Below are 23,540 nucleotides of genomic sequence, written 5' to 3'. Positions count from 1 at the left end.
TGTGGGGTCTCCCCATGCGAGAGTAGGTCATTTCCAGGCGCCAAATAAAACAGCAAGGCCACTCTAACCGAGTGGCCTTTTTGTTTTGTGCCTTAAACCTAAGCAATTAGTCAGTGTGGCCAGTATGCCCATGCGAGAGTCGGTCATTTCCAGGCGCTTAATTGACATGAAAGAGTCGTGAAACAGCCCGCTATTATGTAGCGGGCTATTTTACGTCTGTAACTTAAGATATTTAAGACTGGTAGGATACTACTGTGCGTAATTCAGAAAAATATCTGAATTTTATATGTAAAACCAACTGACTATTAGTCTTTATAACTTATAACTGCTGCTTTGCTCGCATTAAAATAGTCTGCAATTGACTCGATGCTAATAGTGTTCAAAACAACTTATGCATTATTAATTTTTTGTTTTAGATCGTATGCGTCTTCGGTTACAACACGCTCAAGCACTTCAATCCGTTTACGTAGGGCGCTTATTTCATCATGTAGGGCTTTATTGTTGGTTGCTTGGTCTGTTGTGGCACGAGCTTGGCGCTCTCTAAGTTTCATTATGCTCACGATAAAACTGCCCAAAATAGCCAAAATTGGGATCAGTAATGCCATTGTTGCTGGGTTCATAAAATGTCCTTATTAGTCTTATTAAATAGCCTGTTACTTTGCTAACTTCGTTAAATTAACCTGCAATAGACCAGCTATTAACGCTAGTAAAACAAATGACTAGTTTGATAGTGGCTAACGTCTAAATTTATGATCTTTATCACCATATGCTCATCTCTTATCCTGAGTGCAGATTGATGTGTTTTGTTGTCTATTATTGTGACGACTTCAATCAAAATTACCAGTGACAAAAGTCATCATTGTGAAATCAACTTAATACCACTGATTATTATCTAAAATAGTTATTTTTTAGTTCACTGATTTTATAGTCTATTTTAATATTTTTATGACTTAAATATTATTTTTTCACCTGCGACACTTGTTATATTTTCAGTCATCCATATATATAATTATGTAGCAGGAACGATTAACGAAATGCTCGATTGAGGTTTCAGTAAACTTGCTAACACAGTGCCGGAAGGACTGTAAACTCGTAACACCACTAACATAAATAGTGGTCATCTTTACATATTGCTTTAGACAAGGGTATGAACATGCGTAATTTTAATATTTCTCCAGATTTAACTCCTCTTTATCGAAGTGCGATTGGTTTTGATCGTTTAGCGCAACTTGCTGAACATGCAGCAGCCAATAATGCTAACACTGGTTATCCTCCTTATAATATTGAGCTTTTAGGTGAAAACCGTTATCGGATCACTATGGCTGTTGCAGGTTTTTCTATGCCTGAATTAGATATCATGAGCGAAGGCGAAAAATTGTTAGTTAAAGGCAATAAGACTGCTAAAAGTGACGAACGAAAATATTTACATCAAGGCATTGCTGAACGAGGCTTTGAACGCACTTTCCAACTAGCTGATCATGTGCGAGTGATTGGCGCGGACTTAGAACACGGTTTACTCAATATCGATTTGATTCGTGAAATTCCAGAAGCGATGAAACCACGTAAAATTGATATTGTCGCAACAAACACGCTCGGCTAAACCTTTATTGTTAGCTTGGTGTATATGTGGCTTAAGTGTAATCTAATATTTAAGCCATATTCACAACCTTTAGTGTTATCTCACTCCCCCATTTTTAGCTTATTGCTTACGCCTAGTTTTTTACACTAGGCTTTTTTGTGTTCAAAATTTATTAGTCTAATCGTTATTCTGTGTCTTGGTTGTTTAATAGCACCGGTCCTGGCCCTTGTTTAGCGAGCAAATCATCAGGATTATACAGTGGACAGTTTTTCATCGATAAACAACCACAACCAATACAACCTTCTAATAAGTCTTTTAATTTTTGCATCTTAATAATCCTTTGGGTTAGTGATTGTTTCCAAGCATTCGATAAATCAGTCCAATCTTCTTTAGTCGCTGTTCTTCCACTGGGTAGACTCGCGAAAGCAAGGTGTATTTCATCCAGTGATATCCCTAATTGCTGCGCCGCTTTAATGAGCGATATTCGCCTAATAACGTCTCGTGCATAACGACGTTGATTGCCTTGATTTCGCCAACTACTGATTAAGCCCTTTTGTTCATAAAAGTGGATAGCGGACACATTGATCCCACAACGCTTTGCAACTTGGCCAACACTTAATTCTGCTTCCATTATTATTCCAACTATTTTTTATCATTTTGGCAAAAATAATCCTTTACCTCAAGTTAACTTGAGGTATTAAGCTGTGTTGAATTATTAATAAGGAGATAAGAGATGCGATTAGAACATTTAAATTTAGTAGTGAATGACTTAGACGAGTCATTAGTATTTTATAAAGCCGCATTTCCGCATTGGCGAGTGCGTGGTGGTGGCGAATCTATTTGGCATGGTACACCAAGAAAATGGCTACATTTTGGTGATGATTATCATTATTTGTCGTTAAATGATTCGGGGACAGGGAAAGCTCGCGATCTCAAAAGTAATGCATTAGGTTTGGCACACTTTGCCTATGTAGTCGATAATATTGATGCATTAGTGGCAAGATTGGCCTTGGTCGGTTTTGAGGTGGCGATCATCGGTGGTCATGACCCTTTTTATAAAAGCCGTTACTTTATAGACCCGAACGGGTTTGAAGTCGAATTTGTTGAATACTTAACCGACATACCTAGTGAACGAAATCAGTATGATACTGAGTAACTAGTAACTGTTCATACTAAGTATTAATCAGCAAACAGTCGCCAGTAACTTTTAATGGCCAATCACTCAACATTAACTGCCATTGAGCTTATAGATAAAGCTCAATGGTTTAGGTTTAGTGGATTTTAGTAAGTTATCGATAAGTAACTGTACAGATAGCTCAATTATAAGTAATCAGATAAATCGCTATTAGCCGCTATCTCTACTTCTTGTTGCTTACCATGGAATAAGTAAGCTACTTCATTGCCAATTAACCGTAATGTTTCATCTTGACGCCATAGGGCGCTGCCTTCTTGGATTCCGATAACCGGCGTTAAAGGATCAACTAAGGTAAATTCTAACAAGCGTTGCGCGCGCGTTTCACCATTATGACCCGGCAGCTGGTAATTAGTGTAATGCGGATTTAATTGAAACGGCAGTATACCTAAGGCGGTAAATGATGGTGGTTCAACAATTGGCATATCATTGGTGGTACGAATGCTGGCTCCAGTAATGTTTGAGCCAGCACTCCAGCCAATGTACGGCATACCACTTTGTACTTGTTCACGGATTAAATGGACTAAGTCGTAACGATATAATTCGTTAAGTAATTGAAATGTATTACCACCGCCAACCAAAATTCCGGCCGCATCTTGAATTGCTTGTTTTGGGTCGGCAAATTGATGAATGCTATTAATGGTTATTGACAGTGGTTCAAGTGCAGTCTGTACTTTTGTCAAATATTCATCGTAGCTAACACTGACTCCCGCATAGGGAATAAATAGCCACTGTTGCCCAGGTTGGGTTAATGGACGAATAAGCTCGACAGCATGAGTTAAATAAGCAGAGTCACCGACGCGTGAAGCACTCAGCATTAACGCATTAATGGTCATAAAAAGTCCTTTTTGTTCATTGTTTTCGACAGTTTAACAAAGATTAACCATTGTCGACACAGAGTTTGTTTCTGGCGGTTATTTTTCAGTTTCAATTAATCAAACCTCCCTAGACTCAGCTCGCTTGAATTTCAAGTCTCTGTTTTGTCAGCTCATAAAAGAGTATAAATTTTTTTTAATACAACTAAGCTTGAATTTAAATTTTTTGGACATATTATGTCTTTAGTAACAATGAAAAATCGGCACTTTTGCCATACAGGAGCTTAAATGAAGCGTATATTTTTGTTGATCGCAACCAACTTTGCCATATTACTGGTTGCTTCAATTGTAATGTCTATTCTTGGGGTTAATACCTCAACAATGGGTGGACTGTTAGTATTTGCTGCCATTTTTGGTTTTGGTGGTTCGTTTATCAGTTTAGCCATTTCAAAATGGATGGCCAAGAAAACCATGGGTTGCGAAGTCATCACCCATCCTCGTGATAATATGGAGCGTTGGTTAGTTGAAACAGTTGCACGCCAAGCAGAAAAGTCTGGTATTAAGATGCCTGAAGTTGCTATATACCAGTCACCTGAAATGAACGCCTTTGCTACAGGCCCAAGTAAAAACAATGCCTTAGTCGCAGTGAGTTCAGGTTTGCTTTATGGCATGACTCAAGATGAAATTGAAGGCGTACTTGCACATGAAGTAAGCCATGTGGCAAACGGCGATATGGTGACTTTAACCTTAATCCAAGGCGTCGTGAACACCTTTGTTATTTTTGCTGCACGTGTTGTCGCTGGCATTATTAACAATTTTGTTTCTAGCAATGATGAAGAAGGTGAAGGCCTAGGCATGTTTGCTTATATGGCTGTGGTATTTGTGCTTGATATGTTGTTTGGCATTTTAGCTTCAATGATTGTGGCTTACTTCTCACGTATTCGTGAGTTTAAGGCCGATGAAGGGGCGGCGCGATTAGCAGGTAAAGGCAAAATGATTGCTGCGTTAGAGCGTTTACGCCAAGGTCCTGAATCTGGTGCTATGCCAGCTCAAATGTCGGCTTTTGGGATTAACGGTAAACGTTCAATGGCTGAGCTAATGATGAGCCACCCTCCATTAGAAAAACGTATTGCGGCATTGAAAAATAGCTAATATTCAGAAAATTATCGGGTTTATGTCGGTAAAATAGAAAGGGAGCCTTTGGGCTCCTTTTTTGTTTTTTATGCATTAGGAATGATTGAATTGGGAGCTTTAATCGGTTACTTGTAGTGGGTTATTGCATTAATCACTCTAATCGATGACATATTGTTGTTTTATCACACCCAATAGGATAGTTTCAGATATGATCTGATCTCGCAATAATATTGCAAATAATGTCGATAAGCATACTCTTAATGTATACAAATATGCTTATAAGAACATGAGTCAACCAACACTATTCAGGAAATTGATATGCTGAAAAAAGCTATTTCTCAAGCGCAATTAAGAGAATGGCAGCTAGAAATAAACGATATTTCTGCCGAGTTTCGTCTTGCTATCATTTTTTATCAGGCCAATATTGAACTGAGTATTGATGTTATTTGCACAAGTCAAAATATTGATAAAAATACCCAGCAACAGCATGAGTCTAGTGTATTACAACATCTCAAAGCGACCCTCACGCATAATGTCACCACCCTCGATCAGCACTCGTGTGTCTACCACAAACTTATTCGTTCAGCCCAAGGCACTATTATTGGCGTGATAAGCTTTAGCACTCAAGAGAAGCCGCCGTCTGAAGAGGTATTAAGTCAAGCCTTATCGGCTATGCAAATACGCATAGCCGATATGCTAAGTAATGCAATCCGCTATTATATAAGCTCATTAACGATCGATTCTCATGCGAGTAAGCCAGTGTCTCTTGATGTTGATTTACAATCCTTTATTGATGCTTTTGAAGAGCATATTTGGGTAAAAGACACCAATGGGCAATATGTTTCATGTAATAAAAGTGTTGAGAGAGCTTGGCGAAAATCAAAAGAGCAAATTCTGGGGAAGACCGACTTTGATTTATTTGATCAACGCACTGCAAATGAATTTATTGAGAGCGATAAATTAGCCATCAATAGCGGAGCTTCCGTAGTGGTGTCTGAATGTGAAGAAGTCGACGTCAACTTTAATAAAGTCTGGCTCGAAACCATTAAAGCCCCAATTAGCAATGCTCAAGGCAAATTAACTGGGGTTATTGGAATGACCCGTAATATTGCCAAGCACAAAGAGGCTGAAGAACAACTTATTCTAGCCGCGAGTGTGTTTCAAAATGCTGTAGAAGGTGTAGTGATAACCAACAGTGATGGAAATATTACTGAAGTTAACCAAGCCTTTACTGATATAACGGGTTACAGTCGTGAAGAGGTATTAGGTAAAAATCCGAGATTACTTAATTCCGGTCGTCATCCAAAAAGCTTCTTTGAGCGTTTGTGGAATACGTTACTTGTTCAAGGTAAATGGCATGGTGAAATTTGGAATCGTCGCAAACATGGGGCGATATTTCCACAAAAGATCACTATTAGTGCCGTTTTAGATAAACAAAATATCATTCAGTATTATGTGGCAGTATTTGCCGATATTTCTGCTCAAAAACAAAATGAAGAAAAATTAAAAAATTTAGCCTATTTTGATCCGCTGACACAGCTCCCAAACAGAATGCAATTTATGTCATTGCTCGAGCAAGAGGTTAATCACTCTCATCGGGCCAAAAAGCAGCTGGCGATTGTGTTTTTAGATATCGACTTTTTTAAGCACATTAATGACAGTCTAGGTCATGTTATTGGCGACGAAATTTTAGTTGAGTTAGCTAAACGTTTATCTTATGCCTTATCTGATTTTGATGTGTTAGCCCGTCTAAGTGGCGATGAATTTGTCATCATGCTGCCTAGTATTATGGGGACCGATTCTGTCACCTCATCAATTGATCGCATTCGCAGTGTGTTTGAGCGTCCGTTTATACTGGATAATTCTCAATCTGTAAGGCTAACTGCCAGTATGGGCGTTGCTATCTACCCCAGTGATGGCGATGACCATGACAGCTTATTACGAAATGCTGACTCCGCTATGCACCGTGCTAAATTGGATGGGCGAAATAATTACGCTTTTTATACCGAGTCAATGACCAAACAAGCAGCAGAACAATTAAAACTGCAAACGGCATTGCATCAAGCATTAGTTAATGAAGATTTTTATCTAATGTATCAACCAAAGGTTAAGTTATCCGATTTAAAACCAAATGGTTTTGAAGCCCTTATTCGCTGGCACGATACGGCTCTAGGTCAAATTTCTCCTGCTGAATTTATTCCATTAGCCGAGAAGATTGGTTTGATTTGGGACATTGGTTTATGGGTATTAAAAACTGCCTGTTTGCAGGGGGTTGAGTGGTTAACTCAAGGCAAAACATTTGAACGTATTTCCGTTAATGTGGCGAGCTTACAGCTACAAAGGAATGATTTTGTTGATAAAGTACGTTCTATTTTATTAGAAACGGGATTACCTGCGAAACATTTGGAATTAGAGGTCACCGAATCTTGTATGATGAATGATCCTGATGCAATTATTCGTGATTTGAAATTATTAGGTGCTATGGGAATAGCCTTGAGTATCGACGATTTTGGTACAGGTTACTCTTCTCTGAATTATCTCAAAAAGTTACCAATTGATAAGCTAAAAATCGATCAATCATTTGTGCGAGACATTCCTCATGATACCAATAACACCGCCATAGCTAAGGCGGTAATTGCATTGGGTCATGCCCTGAATTTACAGATTATTGCAGAAGGGGTGGAAACCGTCGAACAAGCCGATTTTTTGCGGCTTAATGGCTGTGATTTGGTTCAAGGATATCTGTATAGCAAACCGCGACTACCACAAGATCTTAACGAGTTTTTACCTACGATCCGTAACAGCAATTTACCTAATGAAATTAAAGTAAAGTAACAAAAATGCAGCTTACAGAGTGTGTAAGCTGCTTTGCCATTAACATTACGACTTTTAGTACTGCATTAAGTGTAAATATCTAGGTTCACCGATGTTGAATCACTGTTGGCCATTTCGGTGTTATCACCATTATAAATACTGCTTGAAGCATCAGCTAAACGTGTTTATAGAGTCATTTTGTTGCAATTTATTAGTCTGTTAGAAGCTTGGTCTCTATCATCCAACATTTGCGCTGCTCTGGTATAAAATAAACCGTTTATCTCCAACAACCTGTGATCACCTGAGATAAAAAGATCCTAGTTAATGTTTTATGTAAATGCATTAATTCATTGCTCACTACATTAAAACTTACTCCTCCTTTGGGTGTCGTAATTCCCCTCGCAAGCTTTTATCTCGATTCAGGTCTATTACTACGATTAGACTAATTTATTACATTTATCTTCGATGTTTACTCGCTCATAGCTTGGCTTTTGTTTAGAATGTCGTTGATATCATTTAGAGTATCAACGTGACCTTTTACTGGCATTGAATCGATTGGCGGGTTATGACTCATTGCGAATAGCATGTGGTAATTCCCCCGTGAATATTAGACTAAGAGTTGATAGTCGGATAAATGCTGATCACGTAAGATAGACCTTCCACTGGCATGCGCCGTTAGGAATACATTTATACTGAGGTGGACTGTTTTTCTGCCTAGGAGCATTAATGCAACTGTTTGTAAAAGATTTAACTGTAATCGATTTTTCTTACCTTTGTCCTGTTCGAGGCATGGTTGGTGAAAGCTGGATTGTCGATGTGCTATTAGATGGTGGCTTGGATGAGCAAAATATGGTGCTCGATTTTGGCAAGGTTAAACGCATCATCAAAAACACCATTGATGATGTAGCCGATCATCGCCTGTTAATCCCTACTGCTTGTAGCGAAGTGCGCTGGCAGCAGAAGGGCGACCGGGTTTGGATGGATTTTAGCAGTGACAAAGGTGACATACATTTAGCCTGTCCTTCACAAGCATTTGCGCTTATTCCTTCAGAAGTGATTGACTATGAAAGCGTCAATGACTTTTTGAAGAAAGCCTTACGTGAAGTGTTACCGGAAAATGTCCAAGGCATCAGCCTCACATTACGCAGCGAAGTGCTCGATACCCCGTTTTACCATTACAGCCACGGATTACGCAAGCATGACGGCAACTGTCAGCGGATTGCCCATGGTCATCGTAGCCCAGTAACGGTATTTGAAAATGGTATTGCAGAGCCCAAATGGGACCAATATTGGGCAGAACGTTGGCATGACATTTACCTCGGCACCGAAGAGGATTTAGTGTCGGTAAAAACCCTAGAATTGTCTAAGCAGACTAAAATCAGCGACGAAACACACTATGGTTTTCATTATGTTGCGCCTCAAGGTGATTTTCAATTAGCAATGCCTAAGCATTGCTGTGACTTAATTCCTCACGACACTACTGTTGAGATGCTTGCTGAATACATGGCAAAGACATTGGCCAGTAAAGAGCCTAAAAGTCATTTTAAAGTGATTGCTTACGAAGGTATTGGCAAAGGGGCCATTGCGGTAAGGGGTTAATCAAGTATTATTAATGGGCTGCCTTAAGGTGGCCCTTTTTTTATCTTTTTGTCGCGATTAACAAGGAATGCGTTTCGATTATGTTATTAAAAAATACCATTTTAAAATTGATATTAACAGCAGCAATGCTGGTGGTCAGCTTTTGTGGCTTAACGGCTAATTCGGTTGCCGCTGTGACCTTTCAAGGCCAGTTTGAACAAGGTGCTTTAGTGCGCGGGGCTGTGCCAGCCGGCAGTAAGGTTTTGTTGAATGATCAAGCAGTAAAAGTCACCCCAGACGGTCAGTTTGCTATAGGGTTTGATAGATACGCGAAAAAAGACCAAGTATTTAAAGTGATCTACCCAGACGGATTAACAGAAATTAAGCCGTTAAAAATAGCCGCAAGAGACTACAAAATTGATCGGGTCACCGGCATAAGCCAGAAAATAATGAAACCGGATCCCGTCGCTCAAGCGAGGGCTGCTAAAGATGCCAAACAGACTCGTGCAGCCAGAGACTTATTTAGTCAGCAAGATGCATTTATGCAAACCTTTATTTGGCCTGTAACAGGCAGAATTTCAGGGGTATATGGTAGTCAGCGCATATACAATGACGTACCCGGAAATCCACATTTTGGGGTTGACGTTGCCCGCCCAACAGGCACTGTAGTGGTTGCGCCTGCAGACGGCGTTATAACCTTAGCTGAACCCGACATGTTTTATTCTGGTGGCACTGTGATTATTGATCACGGCTATGGGGTGAGCTCAACATTTTTACATTTAAGTAAACTGTATTTAAAAGTGGGTGACAAAGTGGCGCAAGGCGATAAAGTCGCTGAAATTGGCGCGACAGGTCGAGTGACTGGGCCACATTTAGATTGGCGCTTAAACTGGTTCCAAATGCGCTTAGACCCTGTATCGATTGTGCCGTCTATGGCGACTGTGTTAGCCGCTCAGAAAGCGGCTAAGTAGTGTTGTCTGTATAGAGTCAGAGCCTTTTTTGACTCTATAATCAACAGCTTTACGGGTATCTGTAGAGCATTATTTATGCCTCTTTGAGCCATAGCTTCAGCTGCGCGACTCACTATTTTCTGCTTACTGCATAAAGGAAGCTAGTTATGATAAAGCGAGTTGGCAACATCGAGATCCAACTGAAACACAAAGCCACATGTCATTGTGGTGCTGTTGAACTTGAACTTACGCTACCCAATGGTCTTGAAAATCCGAGACGATGCGATTGTTCAATTTGTCGTAGAAAGGGGGCGATTGTTGCTTCCGTTAAGCTGGATGGTATTCGAGTGGTAAAAGGTCAAGATGTGTTGAGGCTTTATCAATTTAATACTCATACTGCAAAGCATTATTTTTGCTCACTCTGCGGTATTTACACTCATCATCAACGACATTCAAACCCAACTGAATATGGCTTTAATATTGGGTGTTTAGAAGGTGTTAATCCATTTGAGTTAGGTCACATTGTCACTGGCGATGGTATCAATCATCCTGCCGATCGGAATGTTTAATATTACGTCCATATTAACCAGTCATTATCATGGATATCTCCATTGGTTATTAATGGTAATATTTTGTCAGCTTTAGACGTAATGTGACTGAGTGTTATGATAGGAGATCGCAATGCTGCGATGGTTTATATTATTGATTAGCGTCATCGTGTGTTTGAACGTGAATGCTACTATCAATCTGACGTCATTAAGTGAAAAGGGCATAGATAAGTGGCACCCTAAAGTGTTTTCCGGTAAATCAATTTACTCCATCGTTGAGTATAAAGGGCGTTTGGCACTAAAGGCACTTAGTCATAATGCCGCGTCAGGATTAGTGTTAGAACGCCAAATTGATCTTATGGTAACGCCTTACCTCAACTGGAGTTGGCTCGTCGAAAAGCAACTGCTGCAGTTAAATGAGCGCAGTAAAAAAGGCGACGACTTTGTTGCTCGAATTTATGTGGTTATTGATGGTGGTTTTATGGTGTGGAATACCAAATCATTAAACTACGTTTGGTCGAGTAATCAAGATCAGGGCTTGGTTTGGGACAACGCTTTTGCTGGCTCAAGTGTTAAAATGCTCTCTATTAGAGGTAAGGAAGCGCAGAAGGGCAGATGGTATCCACAAAAGCGCAATGTATACCAAGACTTGATTGAAACCTTTGGTGATAAAGGCAGTGATACCGCTAATCGTAAAGCCTATCAATACATCGATATCATCGCGATAATGACCGACACAGATAACAGTGGTAAACAAGCTGAATCTTATTATGCAGACATCATATTTAGTGAAGAATAGAAACTTATTAATTAGCTGTTTAAATAAAATAAATTCAATAAATACAATGATTCGCAGTGTATTATTGCTAGTCATTAAGTCATTAAGTCATTAAGTCATTAAGTCATTAAGTCATTAAGTCATTAAGTCATTAAGTCATTAAGTCATTAAGTCATTAAGTCATTAAGTCACTTTAACGATTTTTGAAAAGTATAACGTTCTGATTTACATGTTAAGGGTTAACTTATTTTAGCAAGGAAGATTGATGAACATGAAAAAATGGCTCTGGAAAATTACCGCAATATTATTTTAGGCGTATTTCTACTGCTTGGTCCTGAGTTAGCCGCTTTGGCCTTGTTTATTGATTTTGTCAGTCTTGATGTTTTCTTATTACTTATTGAAGTACAGATAGTGGCAATGAGTGGTTATTATTTTCACACTTGGTTTAAGCCAATATTGATGCCGATTTATCGCTTATTACTTAACTGTGATCCATATTTTTTTATTCCAACAAGGGCCCTAGTGAACAAGTATCCAATGGTTTTGTGCCATACAGTCCCCTTTTTAATCTTGTCCATTATCTGTGCCACAGTTGCTAAGCCTATTATTGATATGAGTGACATTTACTAAGTTACAGTTACTGATAGCTCGTGCAGATGATTTAGCCCTGATTCAACCGCCAGCTTATCGTATCGACCGTTATAGCAGTGGACTAAAAAAGTAAAAAAATTGTTCCACTAATCGTTTGAACAACGGTCGTTTGCGCCACTCCCGCGCATCCATTTTAATTGAATTGGCCATATATTGATGTTGGACTTGACTGAGAGATTGAGTAAATTCTAAATTTTCTACAGAAAGCGTCACTTCGAAATTGAGCCACAAACTGCGCATATCAAGGTTAACAGTACCGATTAAGCAGTGGTGCAGATCGATTACCACTGATTTTGTATGCAAAAAACCGCCACAAAAACGATGAATATTCACCCCTGAATTGAGTAATTCACCAAAGAATGATCTGCTTGCCCATTCCACCATCAGTGAATCATTTTTATCGGGGATAATTAAGTTAACTTGCACACCGCGCAATGAGGCAGCGGTTAATGCAAACAGTAGGTTCTCACTGGGTACAAAATAAGGGCTAGTGATGGTGATACTGTGTTTGGCTTGATAAATACTCAGTAACAACACCTGCTGGATCATGTCCTCTGGCATGCCGGGTCCAGAAGGAATAACTTGCACCATATCAGATTTTTTATGCCCATCTGGGTGGTAATCAGGTGGCTCGGGTAAAATTCTTTGGTCAGTTTCAGTTTCCCAATCCCACGCAAAAATACAATTAAGTACTGGCACATTAGAACCGGTAATTCTTACCATGACATCGACCCATTCACCCACGCCAGCGCTTTGGTTAAAATATTTAGGGTCGACTAAGTTCATGGAGCCTGTATATCCGATTTGGTTATCGATCACCACTATTTTACGGTGAAGTCGCAGGTCGAGTCGGCGAAAGAACATTCGTATCGGAGAAACTGACAACGCCGAGACAATAATAACGCCACCATCACGCATCCGTTTTGGCCACTGGCTTTTAAAAAATGTTCGACTGCCCGCGGCGTCGAGCAATATTTTTACTGCAATCCCACGTTCTGCTGCATCAATCAGTGCTTGGGCAACCTGGTCTGCCAGTCCGCCTGGATACCAAATATAGAACTCGAAATGAATTGATGTCTGCGCTTGTTGGATATCTTGCAGTAAGGTCGTTAAAATTGTTTCTGGTGATGATTTAAGGGTTAGTTGGTTGTTTGACAACGTCGGAATACCAAGGCGGTTTTCGCATAACTGGCTAATGTTAATCGTATAGTCATTTACATTTTGCGGACGAAATTGATGAGTTGTAAACAGTAGACTGAACCATTTTCGATAGGGCGTGTACATTTCTTTGGCCCTGACGGCCCGCTTTTTCCCAAGGTTCATCTCACCCACGAGTAAGTAAAGCACAACGCCTAGGATGGGGATCACATAGATAAGCATCATCCAAGCTAACGAAACCCCGACGGATCGCCTTTTATAGACAATACGGGCGGTGATCCCGGCAATAATTAACCAATAGGCTAATACGCTGATTATCGTTAATATTTTGTAAAGCTCAACCATAGCTAGCCAGTAGACCAATCATGTAGAAAAAACATGCACTTATCATATCAGCTTTTTAAAAGATTTGATTTACCCTCATCCATCTGTCTAGCTGGGTATATTAAACCGTTTGTTTTATTATAGTGGGGCCAGTGTTAATGATATTAGCCTTGATTAAATCAGCAGCAATAAAATGAGCATTGTTGAAGCTCAGGTTATTTAAGTTGTTGTTAAGCAGGTTAATATCATTCAAGCTTTTGTCGAGTTTTAGACATTATTTCAAGTCATTAGAGGGAGTTCACAATCGCTATTTTTCGCTCAAAGTCAGCATCCCCACTGCAACCTAAGCATAAACTGCTCAGGCTTATTCTATGGAGCAGTATTGTTGTCGTCATACTTTCAATGGCGACAGCTAGCCTTATGGCACAGTTTATTCACTTGGCGACAGATCCCCGGGTGATTAACAGTCCACAAGGTTCATTTACGGCTCAATGCGTTACTGCCACTCCTGAAGCGACTTTGGATATTGATGGTCAATTGGCTGTCGCGAGCTGGAATATCTATAAACAACAAAATTCCGGCTGGCAAACGTTGTTAAGCCAGTTAGCCAGCCAGAATCAGTTATTGTTGCTGCAAGAAGTGAAGTTATCAGATGAGTTTGAGCAATGGCAGCAGCAAAGTCATCATCAATTGGCAATGGTACAAGCATTTCGTCAAGGTGAGACATCACTTGGGGTGATGAACCTGTCTGAGGTTTCTGCGCGTCAAAGTTGTGGCTATTTGACGGCTGAACCATTGATACAATTTCCCAAGTCGAGCCTGTTAAGTTATTTCCCTTTGTCTAATGGTGACACTCTGCTGGTGGCCAATTTGCACAGTATTAACTTTGAGTATGCTCTAGACAGTTATGCGCAGCAGTTACAGCAACTTCTACCCGCTTTGCAAGCTCATAAAGGGCCAATCATTTTCGGCGGTGATTTAAATACCTGGCGCCAAGCCAGATTGTCTATGTTAGCTCAAATAACCAACACATTAGGGCTTAAGGCTGTCATCCCTGTAAAAGATACTCGAACAACAGTGATGGGTTATCCCATAGATCATCTTTATTACCGAGGACTGACTTTAGAATCTGCACGGGTAATCGATACCGAAACATCAGATCATCATCCTTTATTAGCGCAGTTTAGATTAGGCGGAAATTAACAATTTTGTTTTAAATGGCGACAAGTTTATTTGTACGTAAAACAAACCATTTTTGGGGCATTTGGCTGTGTGATAGTTCTATCGTTCAGGAGTTAAGATCAATCCGTCCTTACCAGATTTTTAGAGCATAAGGTTGAGGACCATGGAATAGTGCAGTGATTGGTGTCATTGACTTAGTGTTTTTGGTTAAGTAATTGAATTAAAGCATTTAATTAGTTAATTTGTTTTTTGAATTATCTAGGAGGCCCTTTGATTTAGGGCAGTAGCATCGCTATTTAGTTAACAGTTTTGCAAGGGTTAATATTCCAGCCTCTAATAGGCTACCTTTACGATAGACAATCGACAACTGAACATGCTTTGGGCCATGGCTCACTGGCGTCATAACGAGTGACTTTTCATAGCGGCTTCCTGTCACCATATTCTTGCCAATAATCGTGTAGCCCAAACCCGCCGCAATACAACCTAAAACACCATCCGCACTGCTCATCACCATGAGCTCATCATGACCTCGTCCAGCCTTTTGTTGCCAAATAAGGGCGTGTTTTCTATAGCCACAGCCTTCATCTCTGACCAATAATACCGGATCATGTTCACTCTCTAGCGGCGTGACCATGATCAATTCTTCTTTCACTATAGGGATAACAACCAGTTTTTCATGTTTAGGTGCATTACCAATCGCGGCGCAGTCAACTTTATTGTTTAGTACCGAAAACACTAGTCTGTCGCTGGTATCGGTATAGATTTTGGTGCGAATTTGAGAATGATTAAGCTTGAGTTGTTTGAGGGCCAGAGGCATGTGAACCGCTGCGAATGTTTCTGGCATACCAACTCTTAACTCATAGCTTCCTTTATTGCGTAAAATGGCTGATGTGGCCTGATATTCTAACTGCAAAATTTGATCGGCATATTCGCAAAGCTGTTGTCCACTCGCTGTTAACTGTAACTTACGACCAATAATATTAAATAGTTTGGTATCCAGCTCTCTTTCGAGCTTTCTAATTCGGTTGGTGATATTAGATTGAACCGTATGCAGTTTATCCGCTGCGCCTTTAATACCTTCTTCATCGACTACCGCTTTGAAGGTTTTTAGTGTCAAAATTTCCATATGGTTCTCTTAATAAGAAGTATTTATTCTAAATAATTCAATTTTTAAGATTAGCAGGTTAACGTATTCTTTGTTAATTATTTATAATTCAAAGTGGTTAACATGCTAATGGCGTTAACAAAATTTCGAGTATATTTTGCCGGTATCAGTAGTTTAATTGTGACTGTTGGTGTGGCTAGATTCTCTTACAGCCTGTTATTACCGATAATGCAGGATGGCGCAGGTTTAACTGAACTCGGAGGCGGTTGGCTCGCTAGCACTAATTTTATGGGGTACATGAGTGGGGTATTGCTTGCTGCTAGCCTGCATAACATGAACTATAAATACAACTTGCACCGGCTGTATCTTATATTGAGTGTGCTCACTTCAGCAGCAATGGTAATGACCACGGATATGGTCACTTGGGCGGTATTACGATTTATTGCCGGAGTTTGCGCTTCTGGTGGCTTTATTATTGCCTCTGGTTTGATATTAAAATGGTTAGTTAAACATCATCACCGTGCTGAATTAGGGATTCACTTCTCAGGTGCTGGGCTAAGTATCATTATTACATCATTACTGGTTGAGTTCATGTTGACAATATCAGCCGACTGGCAGCAACAGTGGTTGGCATTAGCCGTTATGGCGGCAGTATTTGCCATCCCAGCATGGTTATGGATGCCACCCCCTTTTATTGATGGTCAAGTAGGGGGTACGGCTAAAGATACTCCTCCAAGCAAGGTGTTTAAATCGCTGATGATGTTGGCTTATTTTTGTGCAGGTTATGGTTATGCTGTTAGCTCTACCTTTATTGTTGATATTGTCGAGAGGGTTGAAGGCTTACAAGGGCAAGGGGGATTGGCCTTTTTATTAGTTGGATTAGCAGCAACTCCAGCAGCACTTATTTGGGATCGAATTGCGCGAAGAACAGGTTATATTAAAGCGTTAATCATTGCGTATATTCTTCAGGCCATAGGGATTATTCTTCCAGCTATAAATGACTGCTTACCTGTGGTGATCTTAAGTGCATTAATGTTCGGCGGGACTTTTATCGCATGCGTTAGCATGGTATTAACAATGGCGGGTAAGTTTTATCCTAGTAACCCGGCTAAGTTTATGGGGACTATGACCTTGGCCTATGGTGCGGCCCAAATTCTTGCGCCTGTATGTACCGGGTATCTTACTGAAACTTTTGGCAGTTATGATATTGGGCTATATGTCTCTGCCGCGATAGTGATGATTGGCACGCTGTTCTTGTTTGGATTATTCAGGATTGAAATAAATGCTTCGGAAAAGAAAGACACCAATACACAAACTCGGTTTCTTATCGGTTAATTAGCCTATAGTCATCAATATTTTGGCGTAAACATGGACGTTCGGAAAAGACTGTTAACAATTTTTTCAGTGAGCTTTGCCTGTGTCGGCATTGATCAAGCGACTAAGTTGCTGGCATCAGAATACCTGACAAAAAATGCAATGGTCAGTTACCTTAATGACACCCTTAGAGTCGGTTTCGTTGAAAATATTGGCGCATTTCTTGGTTTGGGTAATAGCATGTCGGAGCAAGCTCGGTTTTGCTTTTTGTGCTATTGGTAGGGGCATTTTTATTAGGTTTATTGTGTTATTTGTTATTAAATACCCAGCTGAATCTGCCATCTTTAATTGCACTATCACTTATTTTTTCAGGTGGTATTAGTAATTTCCATGACCGCGTGTTTAATCATGGTGCTGTGATTGATTTTCTCAATATTGGCGTTGGCAGTCTAAGAACGGGAGTTTTTAATGTCGCAGATATTGCCATTATGATAGGTGTATTTATGCTTATTATTGTTCAAGGCAAAAAAGACAGCTCGGCGCTATTAACGCCTAGCAAATGATCTTGCATAGCTAAGTATTGCGCTAGGCCTTACCTGCATGTTACTTGGCTATTTTCAAGGACGCTTTGTAAGCGTTAATTAAAGGCTATCAGGGCTCTCAATCAAGCTGTTGAACTAAAAGACCCACTAATGAGTGTATAAGGCAATTGGATTGGTTAGTCTTAAGATCACACTTGCGCAGAGGCTGATGTCATTTAGCCAGCTAAATAGGCGTCATTTTATTAACTTCTTGGTTTTTAATGGTTTGGTTTTGTGGCATGTGACAAACAACATTACGGCCACTGTTTTTGGCTTTATACAAAGCAACATCGGCAAGTTTGATTAGGTCCTCTAATTCAGTCATTTGTTCATTGTAAACCGCGACACCAAAGCTGGCAGTTACTGATAGCGGGCCAGTGTCATGTAAAACTGTCATTTTTTGTATGTTTTTGCGAATGAGATCAGCGAGATTAATTGCATCTGATTGAGTGGTGTTAGGTAAGAAAATGATAAACTCTTCACCTCCCCAACGCGCTAAAATATCACTTTTTCTGATGTGTTGTTGCAATGTTTGAGCAATACTTTTAAGTACATCATCTCCAGCTGCATGACCATAATCATCATTTATTGTTTTAAACCAATCGATATCCAACAGGATTATTGAAAAGGCTTGTTGATCTCTTATACCTAAATTCCATAACGGGCTAACGGCTACAGTAAAAGCACGACGATTGTATAATTCAGTTAAGTGATCTAATTGCGCGCTGACTTCAGCAGTAATACGAGCTTTATCTACCTTCTTTAAATTAAAGGCCAATGCTAAAGCTAAAATTGACATTTCAATTAACATACCTATTTCAATACTGTGAAATATCAGAGTGCTATAGGGAATAAAGCCCCAAGTAGTTGCTGCAGAGGTCGCCGCACCTCCAGCGCCGAGAAACACAGCAGGAATAAAAAACTTAACCGTATCGTGACCATTTTTTAAGACTAAAAACCCCAAAGATAAAAAAATAACCACTAATAGCGACGTCAGGGCGACACCTATATTAACGGCGAGTAATTGGTCTGCATTGAGAAATAGACTGGTGATTAACAGTATTAGGCCAGTATATACCCACTTTCTTATTTGATATATTTTAGGCGCAAACACTTTTAATTTAAGGAATTCAAAACAAAAGGCGATACTAAAAGCGATGTAACAATATAAAAACAATATCATTAACCATTGTTGTAACAATAAGCTATTGGGCCAAATAAATTTAAAGCCATGGCCGGTATAAGCAATATTTAAACAAAAAAATGACAATAAATACAAAGAGTAGAATACATAGCTGCTATCTTTTAAACTGATAAAAAGCGTAATGTTATAAACGAAAAGTATAAAAAATGCACCATATATAAAGCCATAAAAATAACTTGAGATAATTAGGTTATCTTGTATGACGTCGTGAGTTGTTAAGTACAATGGAATCAGCAGAGGGTCTTGTGATTCAAAGCGCATAAACACCTGAGTGGTGCCTGGCTTAAACGTATATTGCTGTGACAGCATACGGGTTTTATTTTCTCGTGCATTAAACGGTAGTGTGTCACCAATAAACGCTTTATCTTCAACCTTACCTTGACGCATAAAATAAAAATCAGCATGGTCTAGCCAAGCGGTATCGAGGTAAAGCACTTTTTTTATCTCTTTATCCGATGAATTATTGATTAACACAGATGCCCAAAGCGCATCATGAATAAACCCAAAACTGGCTCTTTCATCGGCATTTAGCGTGAACTTACCTTGTTTATATTGTTTAAAAGCATTCTGGAACGACAAATCCGCACTACGGTCTTGTAGAATAGTTAGGTGTTTATTAATGAATAGTTCACTAGGAACATTCGTTAATTCAATAGGTTTGCTAATAGCACCAAGACTATACAAGCATAAAAACAACAGTAGAAAACGTATAGTAAATACTCGCAAAGGTAAGGTAATAATAGATTAGTCGCTCACATATCTTTTGTCTAACTAAAGGATGACAGCAGTTAATCATGTTATTGCTAAGAATATGACGCTGAATAGCATATTGAGTAATATTTCATCACTCAAGCATCTTTGCAAAAATGTGTGATGCTGATGTGTATAATGGCGTCGATATTTTTGTTATTACGCTTGCTTAGATTAGTCGAAAAAGATATTCATTTATCCAAAATTCCAAAATCAGCAAGATTGCCATTTAAATGGTGCATGAAATAGGGATATAAAGATGCTTCATAAAATTGAGAAATGGATTGATCAAACCAATTTCGAATATAAACAACAACGAATTTGCTGTGCTAAATTTTTCAGTGAGTTTGAAGGTTTTTATCCTTTAGCGTTTCTTGAACAAGCTTATTTCGTTGTGGTAGACGAGATCCCAAAACCTGACTTCCCTGAGCTTCGCCAAATGGGGTTCGGTAGCTTTATGGATATGCAAGCTGGTGGCATTACCTATAAGGATACCTATTACGTACTTCGCCATAATGTTTCGAGTTTGCGCTTACACTTTCATGAGTTAGTCCATGTGGCTCAATGGGCACATTTAGGCGCTCATGGTTTTATACTTCGTTACATGGATGAAATTCAAACCTTTGGCTATCACGAATCCCCTTTAGAGAAAATGGCTTATGCCTTAGATGCCAACTTCAGTGAAGGTGGGGCTAAAATTAATATACCCAGCTATGTTGTACGAAATATATAGTCATTTAATGTAAATTAGTAATAATGACATCGCAATCATATTAGACGTATTGCCTGTAGATTATTGATGTTATTACCAATGACATCAATCAAAATTGCTTGATAATTAAGCGCGCTTATACAATGGAACTGTAAAAAAATGAATCAAACTCCAATAGATAATATTGCTGAATCAAATGAAATTGAAAGAATTAACCTATTACGCGCTAATTTAGATACATTGAGGCCTAAATCGTATAGCTGGCTTATTCAATGGGGAATTTTTGGCGCGACCATTGCCGCGATTGTCTATATTGCAGAATTTGATTTATTAGCAGAACAGAACTTTGTATGGTTCTTACTATTGCTTGTGACAGTTTGCTTTAATCGTTGCGAGGATTATTTAGCCCATAAGCGTATCGATCTCCTTATCAAACTGCTTGATAAAAGGGCATTTGATAAACTGTAATATTCTATGTATTTGATATGGCGAAGTGACGAGTTTATCGATCGTCACACATTTCCAAGCAAACTTAACAGTTTTGAGATCCAGCAAGGTGAGGTTATCAACGATTGAAGGTTAAGCCTAATCGCCATAGTGTGTTTTGCTTATGGCTGATTAAACATAAAGCGCCAGCACTAAACTAAAAACTTAGTCATGGTGTGATATTTCGGTTTATTGTTGTGGCGGGATGAGCTTTAAAGGTGCATTTTGCCACAGTTTTGGGCAACTTTATTCACGACAGTGCTTATGCTATGTCGTTATTTCCTGTGACTAAGCAATAATGGTCTCGCTTCTTTTTATAGGATAACTTTGGTGTCAGCTAGTTACTTCAACAGAGGTATCACATCTGATACCCCTGTTGAGAGTTCGCTTGAGCGGAATTTTACCGCGAAAGTTAGCCGCTACTAGTTAGTGCTAATAAGGTTAAGATAAACCATTACCAGTAAAGAGATTAGCTTGCCGATTCACTGGCTAGAATAGTTTGAATATCGTGCGGATGCACTTTAACGCAAATACCATTGGCTTTAAATGCGATGGTTGGATTTGCTAAGCGTTCGTTATCACCTTTAGGTGAACTTAGCTTTACCTTAATGTTATGCTCACTTTTACCGGTATGGGTACTTTTACCGGTATTGGCACTATCAGCGACAATAATCTCAGCTAATTGTGGGGCATGTTCCATGAGTTCTGCCACGAATGCTTCACTGGTTTTCGCTTGTGATGGAAACACTAATTCGATATGTTCCCAACCTTCAACGGGATAAACTTTGTCTGAAGGAAAGGGCAGTTCAACACACTGAATGTTCATTGTCCCCATAACTAATGGCTCAACTAATTTAATGATTAAAATCGGCCGACCGTTAATCATGTTATTAGAGATAATGTCTCCATACTGACTAAATTCATCTGCCAGTAACTGCGCCGTTTGGCTGTTATTCACTCGAAGAGCTGCGTGATCACAATGAAAGGATAAACCTTCTAAACCTAACTGATGTATGAATGCAATAATGCGTTGACTAAAATCTGGCCAAGTATGTTGTAAGTATTGGTAATTCATTTAATAACCCAAAAAACAAAGCAAAATGGTATGGTTGATAGTAGATCAGATTATGGCCATATCTCAATTGGCGTACCAGCATCAATCATTTGCCAAAGCTCATCCATTTCTTTGTTGGTGACAGCTATACAACCGTTGGTCCAGTTGTACTTTTGTGCTTCTTCTGGCGGTAACGATGAGCGAGGGTTTTCACCGTGGATCATGATCATACCACCGGCTCTTATGCCTAATGCGTCAGCACGCAATTTGTCTTCTTCATTAGGATATGAAATATGAATCGATTTATAAAATGCACTATCCGATTTTTTATAATCTAAGGTGTAACGACCTTGTGGAGTACGTTGATCACCTTCTTTAAGTTTATGACCACTGGGCACGTCACCCATAGCAATCAGATAACTTTTAATCACTTTTCCGTCACGCATAACAGACATGCGGGATTCAGATTTATTAACGACAACTAAATCGACTTTGGCCTTTAAAGATTGAGCTGATGATGCATTCGCCAACAAAGGGCAACAAAATATAACCATGAATAATATAGACAGCGTGCGCATGAAATCTCCGTAAACCAATGACCTTTTTATTTTTTATTGTAAAATGACCGATTGTGAATGTTAAATCTCGGCGGTCAATGTTAGATTTTAACTACATCAAGGGTTAATTGATATTAGTTGACCGAGTTATTTGCAAGTTTTTGCAAGTTTTTTGATAGATATAACCTAATACAGCGAAACCTAAAATGAATACCGAAGAAAAAGCCGACAGCCCACTAAAACAAACACTCAGAAGCGTGATATTTGGTACTGAAACGCCAGCAGGTAAACGCTTCGATATTGCACTGATGATTTGCATTGTACTGAGTGTGACACTGATTTTTATCGACACCATAGGAACTATTCATGCGCAATATGGTGATTATATTCGTATTGGAGAATGGACCTTTACGGTAATCTTTACCGTTGAGTACATATTAAGATTATATTGTTCATTGAATCGGTTACACTATGCCCGCAGTTTCTTCGGTGTAGTCGATTTAGTGTCTATTTTGCCCAGTTATTTAGGTTTGATATTCCCTGGTGCAAATTTAGCATTAGCAATAAGAGTGTTAAGGCTATTCCGTGTATTCAGAGTATTAAAGCTACTGCGCTATTTAAGTGACGGTAATATATTGCTCAAAGCCATGATACTGTCGAGCCGTAAAGTGTTTCTGTTTTTCTTTTCGGTCAGCCTGATCATTATGGTACTTAGTGTGATTATGTATGTTGTTGAAGGCCCAGTGAATGGCTTTACTTCCATACCTAAATCAATGTATTGGACAATCGTAACGATTACCACTGTGGGTTATGGTGATATTACGCCGCAAACTACGTTAGGTCAGGGGATTGCTGCGCTAACCATGCTTATTGGTTATTCGATTATTGCCATTCCAACCGGCATTTTAACCGCTGAGATCTCAAATGAAATGGTCAGAACCCGTGATTTACGTAAATGTAATAATTGCGGTAAAAAAGGCCACGATAATGATGCCGAGTACTGTAATCATTGTGGCAGCGAGTTAGAAAAGCTGTAGTTTTACCTTTATTCATCGTCCAGTGACAATCTTGCGC

The 23,540-nt window shown here is 39.3% G+C and carries 25 protein-coding genes; 16 read left to right on the top strand and 9 right to left on the bottom strand.

Features of this window, described 5'->3' with window-relative positions; genetic code table 11:
* Positions 1 to 389: 389 nt before the first annotated feature.
* On the bottom strand, positions 390 to 620 hold the full coding sequence (locus GW828_RS16675) for a hypothetical protein (protein WP_124016048.1): 231 nt from the start codon (positions 618 to 620) through the stop codon (positions 390 to 392).
* A gap of 533 nt (positions 621 to 1,153) precedes the next feature.
* On the opposite strand from GW828_RS16675, the gene GW828_RS16670 reads away from it, so the two are divergent.
* Entirely contained in the window at positions 1,154 to 1,600 is a 447-nt protein-coding gene (locus tag GW828_RS16670) for an Hsp20 family protein (RefSeq protein WP_124016047.1), read from the top strand.
* Between the two features lie 163 nt (positions 1,601 to 1,763).
* On the opposite strand, the gene soxR is transcribed toward GW828_RS16670, so the two are convergent.
* On the bottom strand, positions 1,764 to 2,210 hold the full coding sequence (soxR, locus tag GW828_RS16665) for a redox-sensitive transcriptional activator SoxR (RefSeq protein ID WP_182742861.1): 447 nt from the start codon (positions 2,208 to 2,210) through the stop codon (positions 1,764 to 1,766).
* A 102-nt stretch (positions 2,211 to 2,312) separates the two neighbouring features.
* Between soxR and GW828_RS16660 the strand changes: the two genes are divergently transcribed.
* On the top strand, positions 2,313 to 2,735 hold the full coding sequence (locus GW828_RS16660; protein ID WP_273059762.1) for a VOC family protein: 423 nt from the start codon (positions 2,313 to 2,315) through the stop codon (positions 2,733 to 2,735).
* A gap of 164 nt (positions 2,736 to 2,899) precedes the next feature.
* Here GW828_RS16660 and pepE read toward each other — a convergent pair whose 3' ends face one another.
* Complete coding sequence (gene pepE / locus GW828_RS16655; RefSeq protein WP_182723874.1) at positions 2,900 to 3,607, bottom strand: dipeptidase PepE; 708 nt, start codon at positions 3,605 to 3,607, stop codon at positions 2,900 to 2,902.
* Positions 3,608 to 3,874: 267 nt separating this feature from the next.
* Between pepE and htpX the strand changes: the two genes are divergently transcribed.
* The 7 genes from htpX (at position 3,875) to GW828_RS16620 (ending at position 12,018) form a co-directional block, all read left to right on the top strand.
* Positions 3,875 to 4,738, top strand: coding sequence for a protease HtpX (gene htpX, locus GW828_RS16650; protein ID WP_124016043.1), 864 nt, complete (start codon positions 3,875 to 3,877; stop codon positions 4,736 to 4,738).
* Between the two features lie 300 nt (positions 4,739 to 5,038).
* A complete protein-coding gene (locus GW828_RS16645; protein ID WP_273059758.1) occupies positions 5,039 to 7,555 on the top strand; it encodes a putative bifunctional diguanylate cyclase/phosphodiesterase in 2,517 nt (838 codons plus the stop codon).
* A gap of 705 nt (positions 7,556 to 8,260) precedes the next feature.
* Complete coding sequence (locus tag GW828_RS16640) at positions 8,261 to 9,133, top strand: 6-carboxytetrahydropterin synthase (RefSeq protein WP_124016041.1); 873 nt, start codon at positions 8,261 to 8,263, stop codon at positions 9,131 to 9,133.
* A gap of 125 nt (positions 9,134 to 9,258) precedes the next feature.
* Entirely contained in the window at positions 9,259 to 10,083 is an 825-nt protein-coding gene (locus GW828_RS16635; protein WP_273059772.1) for a M23 family metallopeptidase, read from the top strand.
* A 146-nt stretch (positions 10,084 to 10,229) separates the two neighbouring features.
* Positions 10,230 to 10,631 carry a GFA family protein gene (locus GW828_RS16630; RefSeq protein WP_273059754.1) on the top strand — a complete coding sequence of 134 codons (402 nt, stop codon included), beginning with the start codon at positions 10,230 to 10,232 and terminating at the stop codon, positions 10,629 to 10,631.
* Between the two features lie 112 nt (positions 10,632 to 10,743).
* Positions 10,744 to 11,409 carry a DUF3047 domain-containing protein gene (locus tag GW828_RS16625; RefSeq protein ID WP_124016038.1) on the top strand — a complete coding sequence of 222 codons (666 nt, stop codon included), beginning with the start codon at positions 10,744 to 10,746 and terminating at the stop codon, positions 11,407 to 11,409.
* A gap of 258 nt (positions 11,410 to 11,667) precedes the next feature.
* A complete protein-coding gene (locus tag GW828_RS16620; protein WP_273059750.1) occupies positions 11,668 to 12,018 on the top strand; it encodes a hypothetical protein in 351 nt (116 codons plus the stop codon).
* A gap of 69 nt (positions 12,019 to 12,087) precedes the next feature.
* Here GW828_RS16620 and cls read toward each other — a convergent pair whose 3' ends face one another.
* Complete coding sequence (gene cls, locus GW828_RS16615) at positions 12,088 to 13,542, bottom strand: cardiolipin synthase (RefSeq protein ID WP_273059748.1); 1,455 nt, start codon at positions 13,540 to 13,542, stop codon at positions 12,088 to 12,090.
* Between the two features lie 282 nt (positions 13,543 to 13,824).
* Here cls and GW828_RS16610 point away from each other — a divergent pair, with 282 nt between their 5' ends.
* Positions 13,825 to 14,724 (top strand): endonuclease/exonuclease/phosphatase family protein, encoded by a 900-nt coding sequence (locus tag GW828_RS16610; protein WP_337956447.1) that lies wholly within the window; start codon positions 13,825 to 13,827, stop codon positions 14,722 to 14,724.
* 271 nt (positions 14,725 to 14,995) lie between these two features.
* Here GW828_RS16610 and GW828_RS16605 read toward each other — a convergent pair whose 3' ends face one another.
* A complete protein-coding gene (locus tag GW828_RS16605; protein ID WP_273059746.1) occupies positions 14,996 to 15,829 on the bottom strand; it encodes a LysR family transcriptional regulator in 834 nt (277 codons plus the stop codon).
* A 108-nt stretch (positions 15,830 to 15,937) separates the two neighbouring features.
* Between GW828_RS16605 and GW828_RS16600 the strand changes: the two genes are divergently transcribed.
* From GW828_RS16600 to GW828_RS16590, 3 genes are read left to right on the top strand one after another with little or no spacing between them, the layout of a single operon-like run.
* Positions 15,938 to 17,143, top strand: a complete 1,206-nt coding sequence (locus GW828_RS16600; RefSeq protein WP_273059744.1) for a YbfB/YjiJ family MFS transporter — start codon at positions 15,938 to 15,940, stop codon at positions 17,141 to 17,143.
* Between the two features lie 33 nt (positions 17,144 to 17,176).
* On the top strand, positions 17,177 to 17,404 hold the full coding sequence (locus GW828_RS16595; protein WP_273059742.1) for a signal peptidase II: 228 nt from the start codon (positions 17,177 to 17,179) through the stop codon (positions 17,402 to 17,404).
* Complete coding sequence (locus GW828_RS16590) at positions 17,392 to 17,685, top strand: signal peptidase II (RefSeq protein WP_273059768.1); 294 nt, start codon at positions 17,392 to 17,394, stop codon at positions 17,683 to 17,685. The genes GW828_RS16595 and GW828_RS16590 overlap by 13 nt, the downstream gene beginning before the upstream one ends.
* Before the next feature lie 202 nt (positions 17,686 to 17,887).
* Here GW828_RS16590 and GW828_RS16585 read toward each other — a convergent pair whose 3' ends face one another.
* On the bottom strand, positions 17,888 to 19,591 hold the full coding sequence (locus GW828_RS16585; RefSeq protein WP_273059740.1) for a sensor domain-containing diguanylate cyclase: 1,704 nt from the start codon (positions 19,589 to 19,591) through the stop codon (positions 17,888 to 17,890).
* A 325-nt stretch (positions 19,592 to 19,916) separates the two neighbouring features.
* On the opposite strand from GW828_RS16585, the gene GW828_RS16580 reads away from it, so the two are divergent.
* Positions 19,917 to 20,390 carry a hypothetical protein gene (locus GW828_RS16580; protein WP_273059738.1) on the top strand — a complete coding sequence of 158 codons (474 nt, stop codon included), beginning with the start codon at positions 19,917 to 19,919 and terminating at the stop codon, positions 20,388 to 20,390.
* Between the two features lie 35 nt (positions 20,391 to 20,425).
* Here GW828_RS16580 and GW828_RS19290 read toward each other — a convergent pair whose 3' ends face one another.
* A complete protein-coding gene (locus GW828_RS19290) occupies positions 20,426 to 20,509 on the bottom strand; it encodes a flagellar basal body protein (RefSeq protein ID WP_353681930.1) in 84 nt (27 codons plus the stop codon).
* A 19-nt stretch (positions 20,510 to 20,528) separates the two neighbouring features.
* Here GW828_RS19290 and GW828_RS16575 point away from each other — a divergent pair, with 19 nt between their 5' ends.
* Positions 20,529 to 20,837 carry a hypothetical protein gene (locus GW828_RS16575; protein ID WP_124016030.1) on the top strand — a complete coding sequence of 103 codons (309 nt, stop codon included), beginning with the start codon at positions 20,529 to 20,531 and terminating at the stop codon, positions 20,835 to 20,837.
* Positions 20,838 to 21,324: 487 nt separating this feature from the next.
* Here GW828_RS16575 and GW828_RS16570 read toward each other — a convergent pair whose 3' ends face one another.
* Positions 21,325 to 21,930, bottom strand: coding sequence for a VOC family protein (locus GW828_RS16570; RefSeq protein ID WP_273059736.1), 606 nt, complete (start codon positions 21,928 to 21,930; stop codon positions 21,325 to 21,327).
* A 50-nt stretch (positions 21,931 to 21,980) separates the two neighbouring features.
* A complete protein-coding gene (locus GW828_RS16565; protein WP_259395350.1) occupies positions 21,981 to 22,463 on the bottom strand; it encodes a L,D-transpeptidase family protein in 483 nt (160 codons plus the stop codon).
* 209 nt (positions 22,464 to 22,672) lie between these two features.
* Between GW828_RS16565 and GW828_RS16560 the strand changes: the two genes are divergently transcribed.
* Positions 22,673 to 23,503: an ion transporter gene (locus tag GW828_RS16560; protein WP_124016027.1), complete on the top strand. Its 831-nt coding sequence runs from the start codon at positions 22,673 to 22,675 to the stop codon at positions 23,501 to 23,503.
* The last annotated feature ends 37 nt before the right edge of the window (positions 23,504 to 23,540 follow it).

This window comes from Shewanella vesiculosa, assembly GCF_009994065.1.
GTDB lineage: Bacteria > Pseudomonadota > Gammaproteobacteria > Enterobacterales > Shewanellaceae > Shewanella > Shewanella vesiculosa.
The sequence above is the reverse complement of the archived record's forward strand: the minus strand, read 5'-3'. Positions and strand labels throughout refer to the sequence as shown.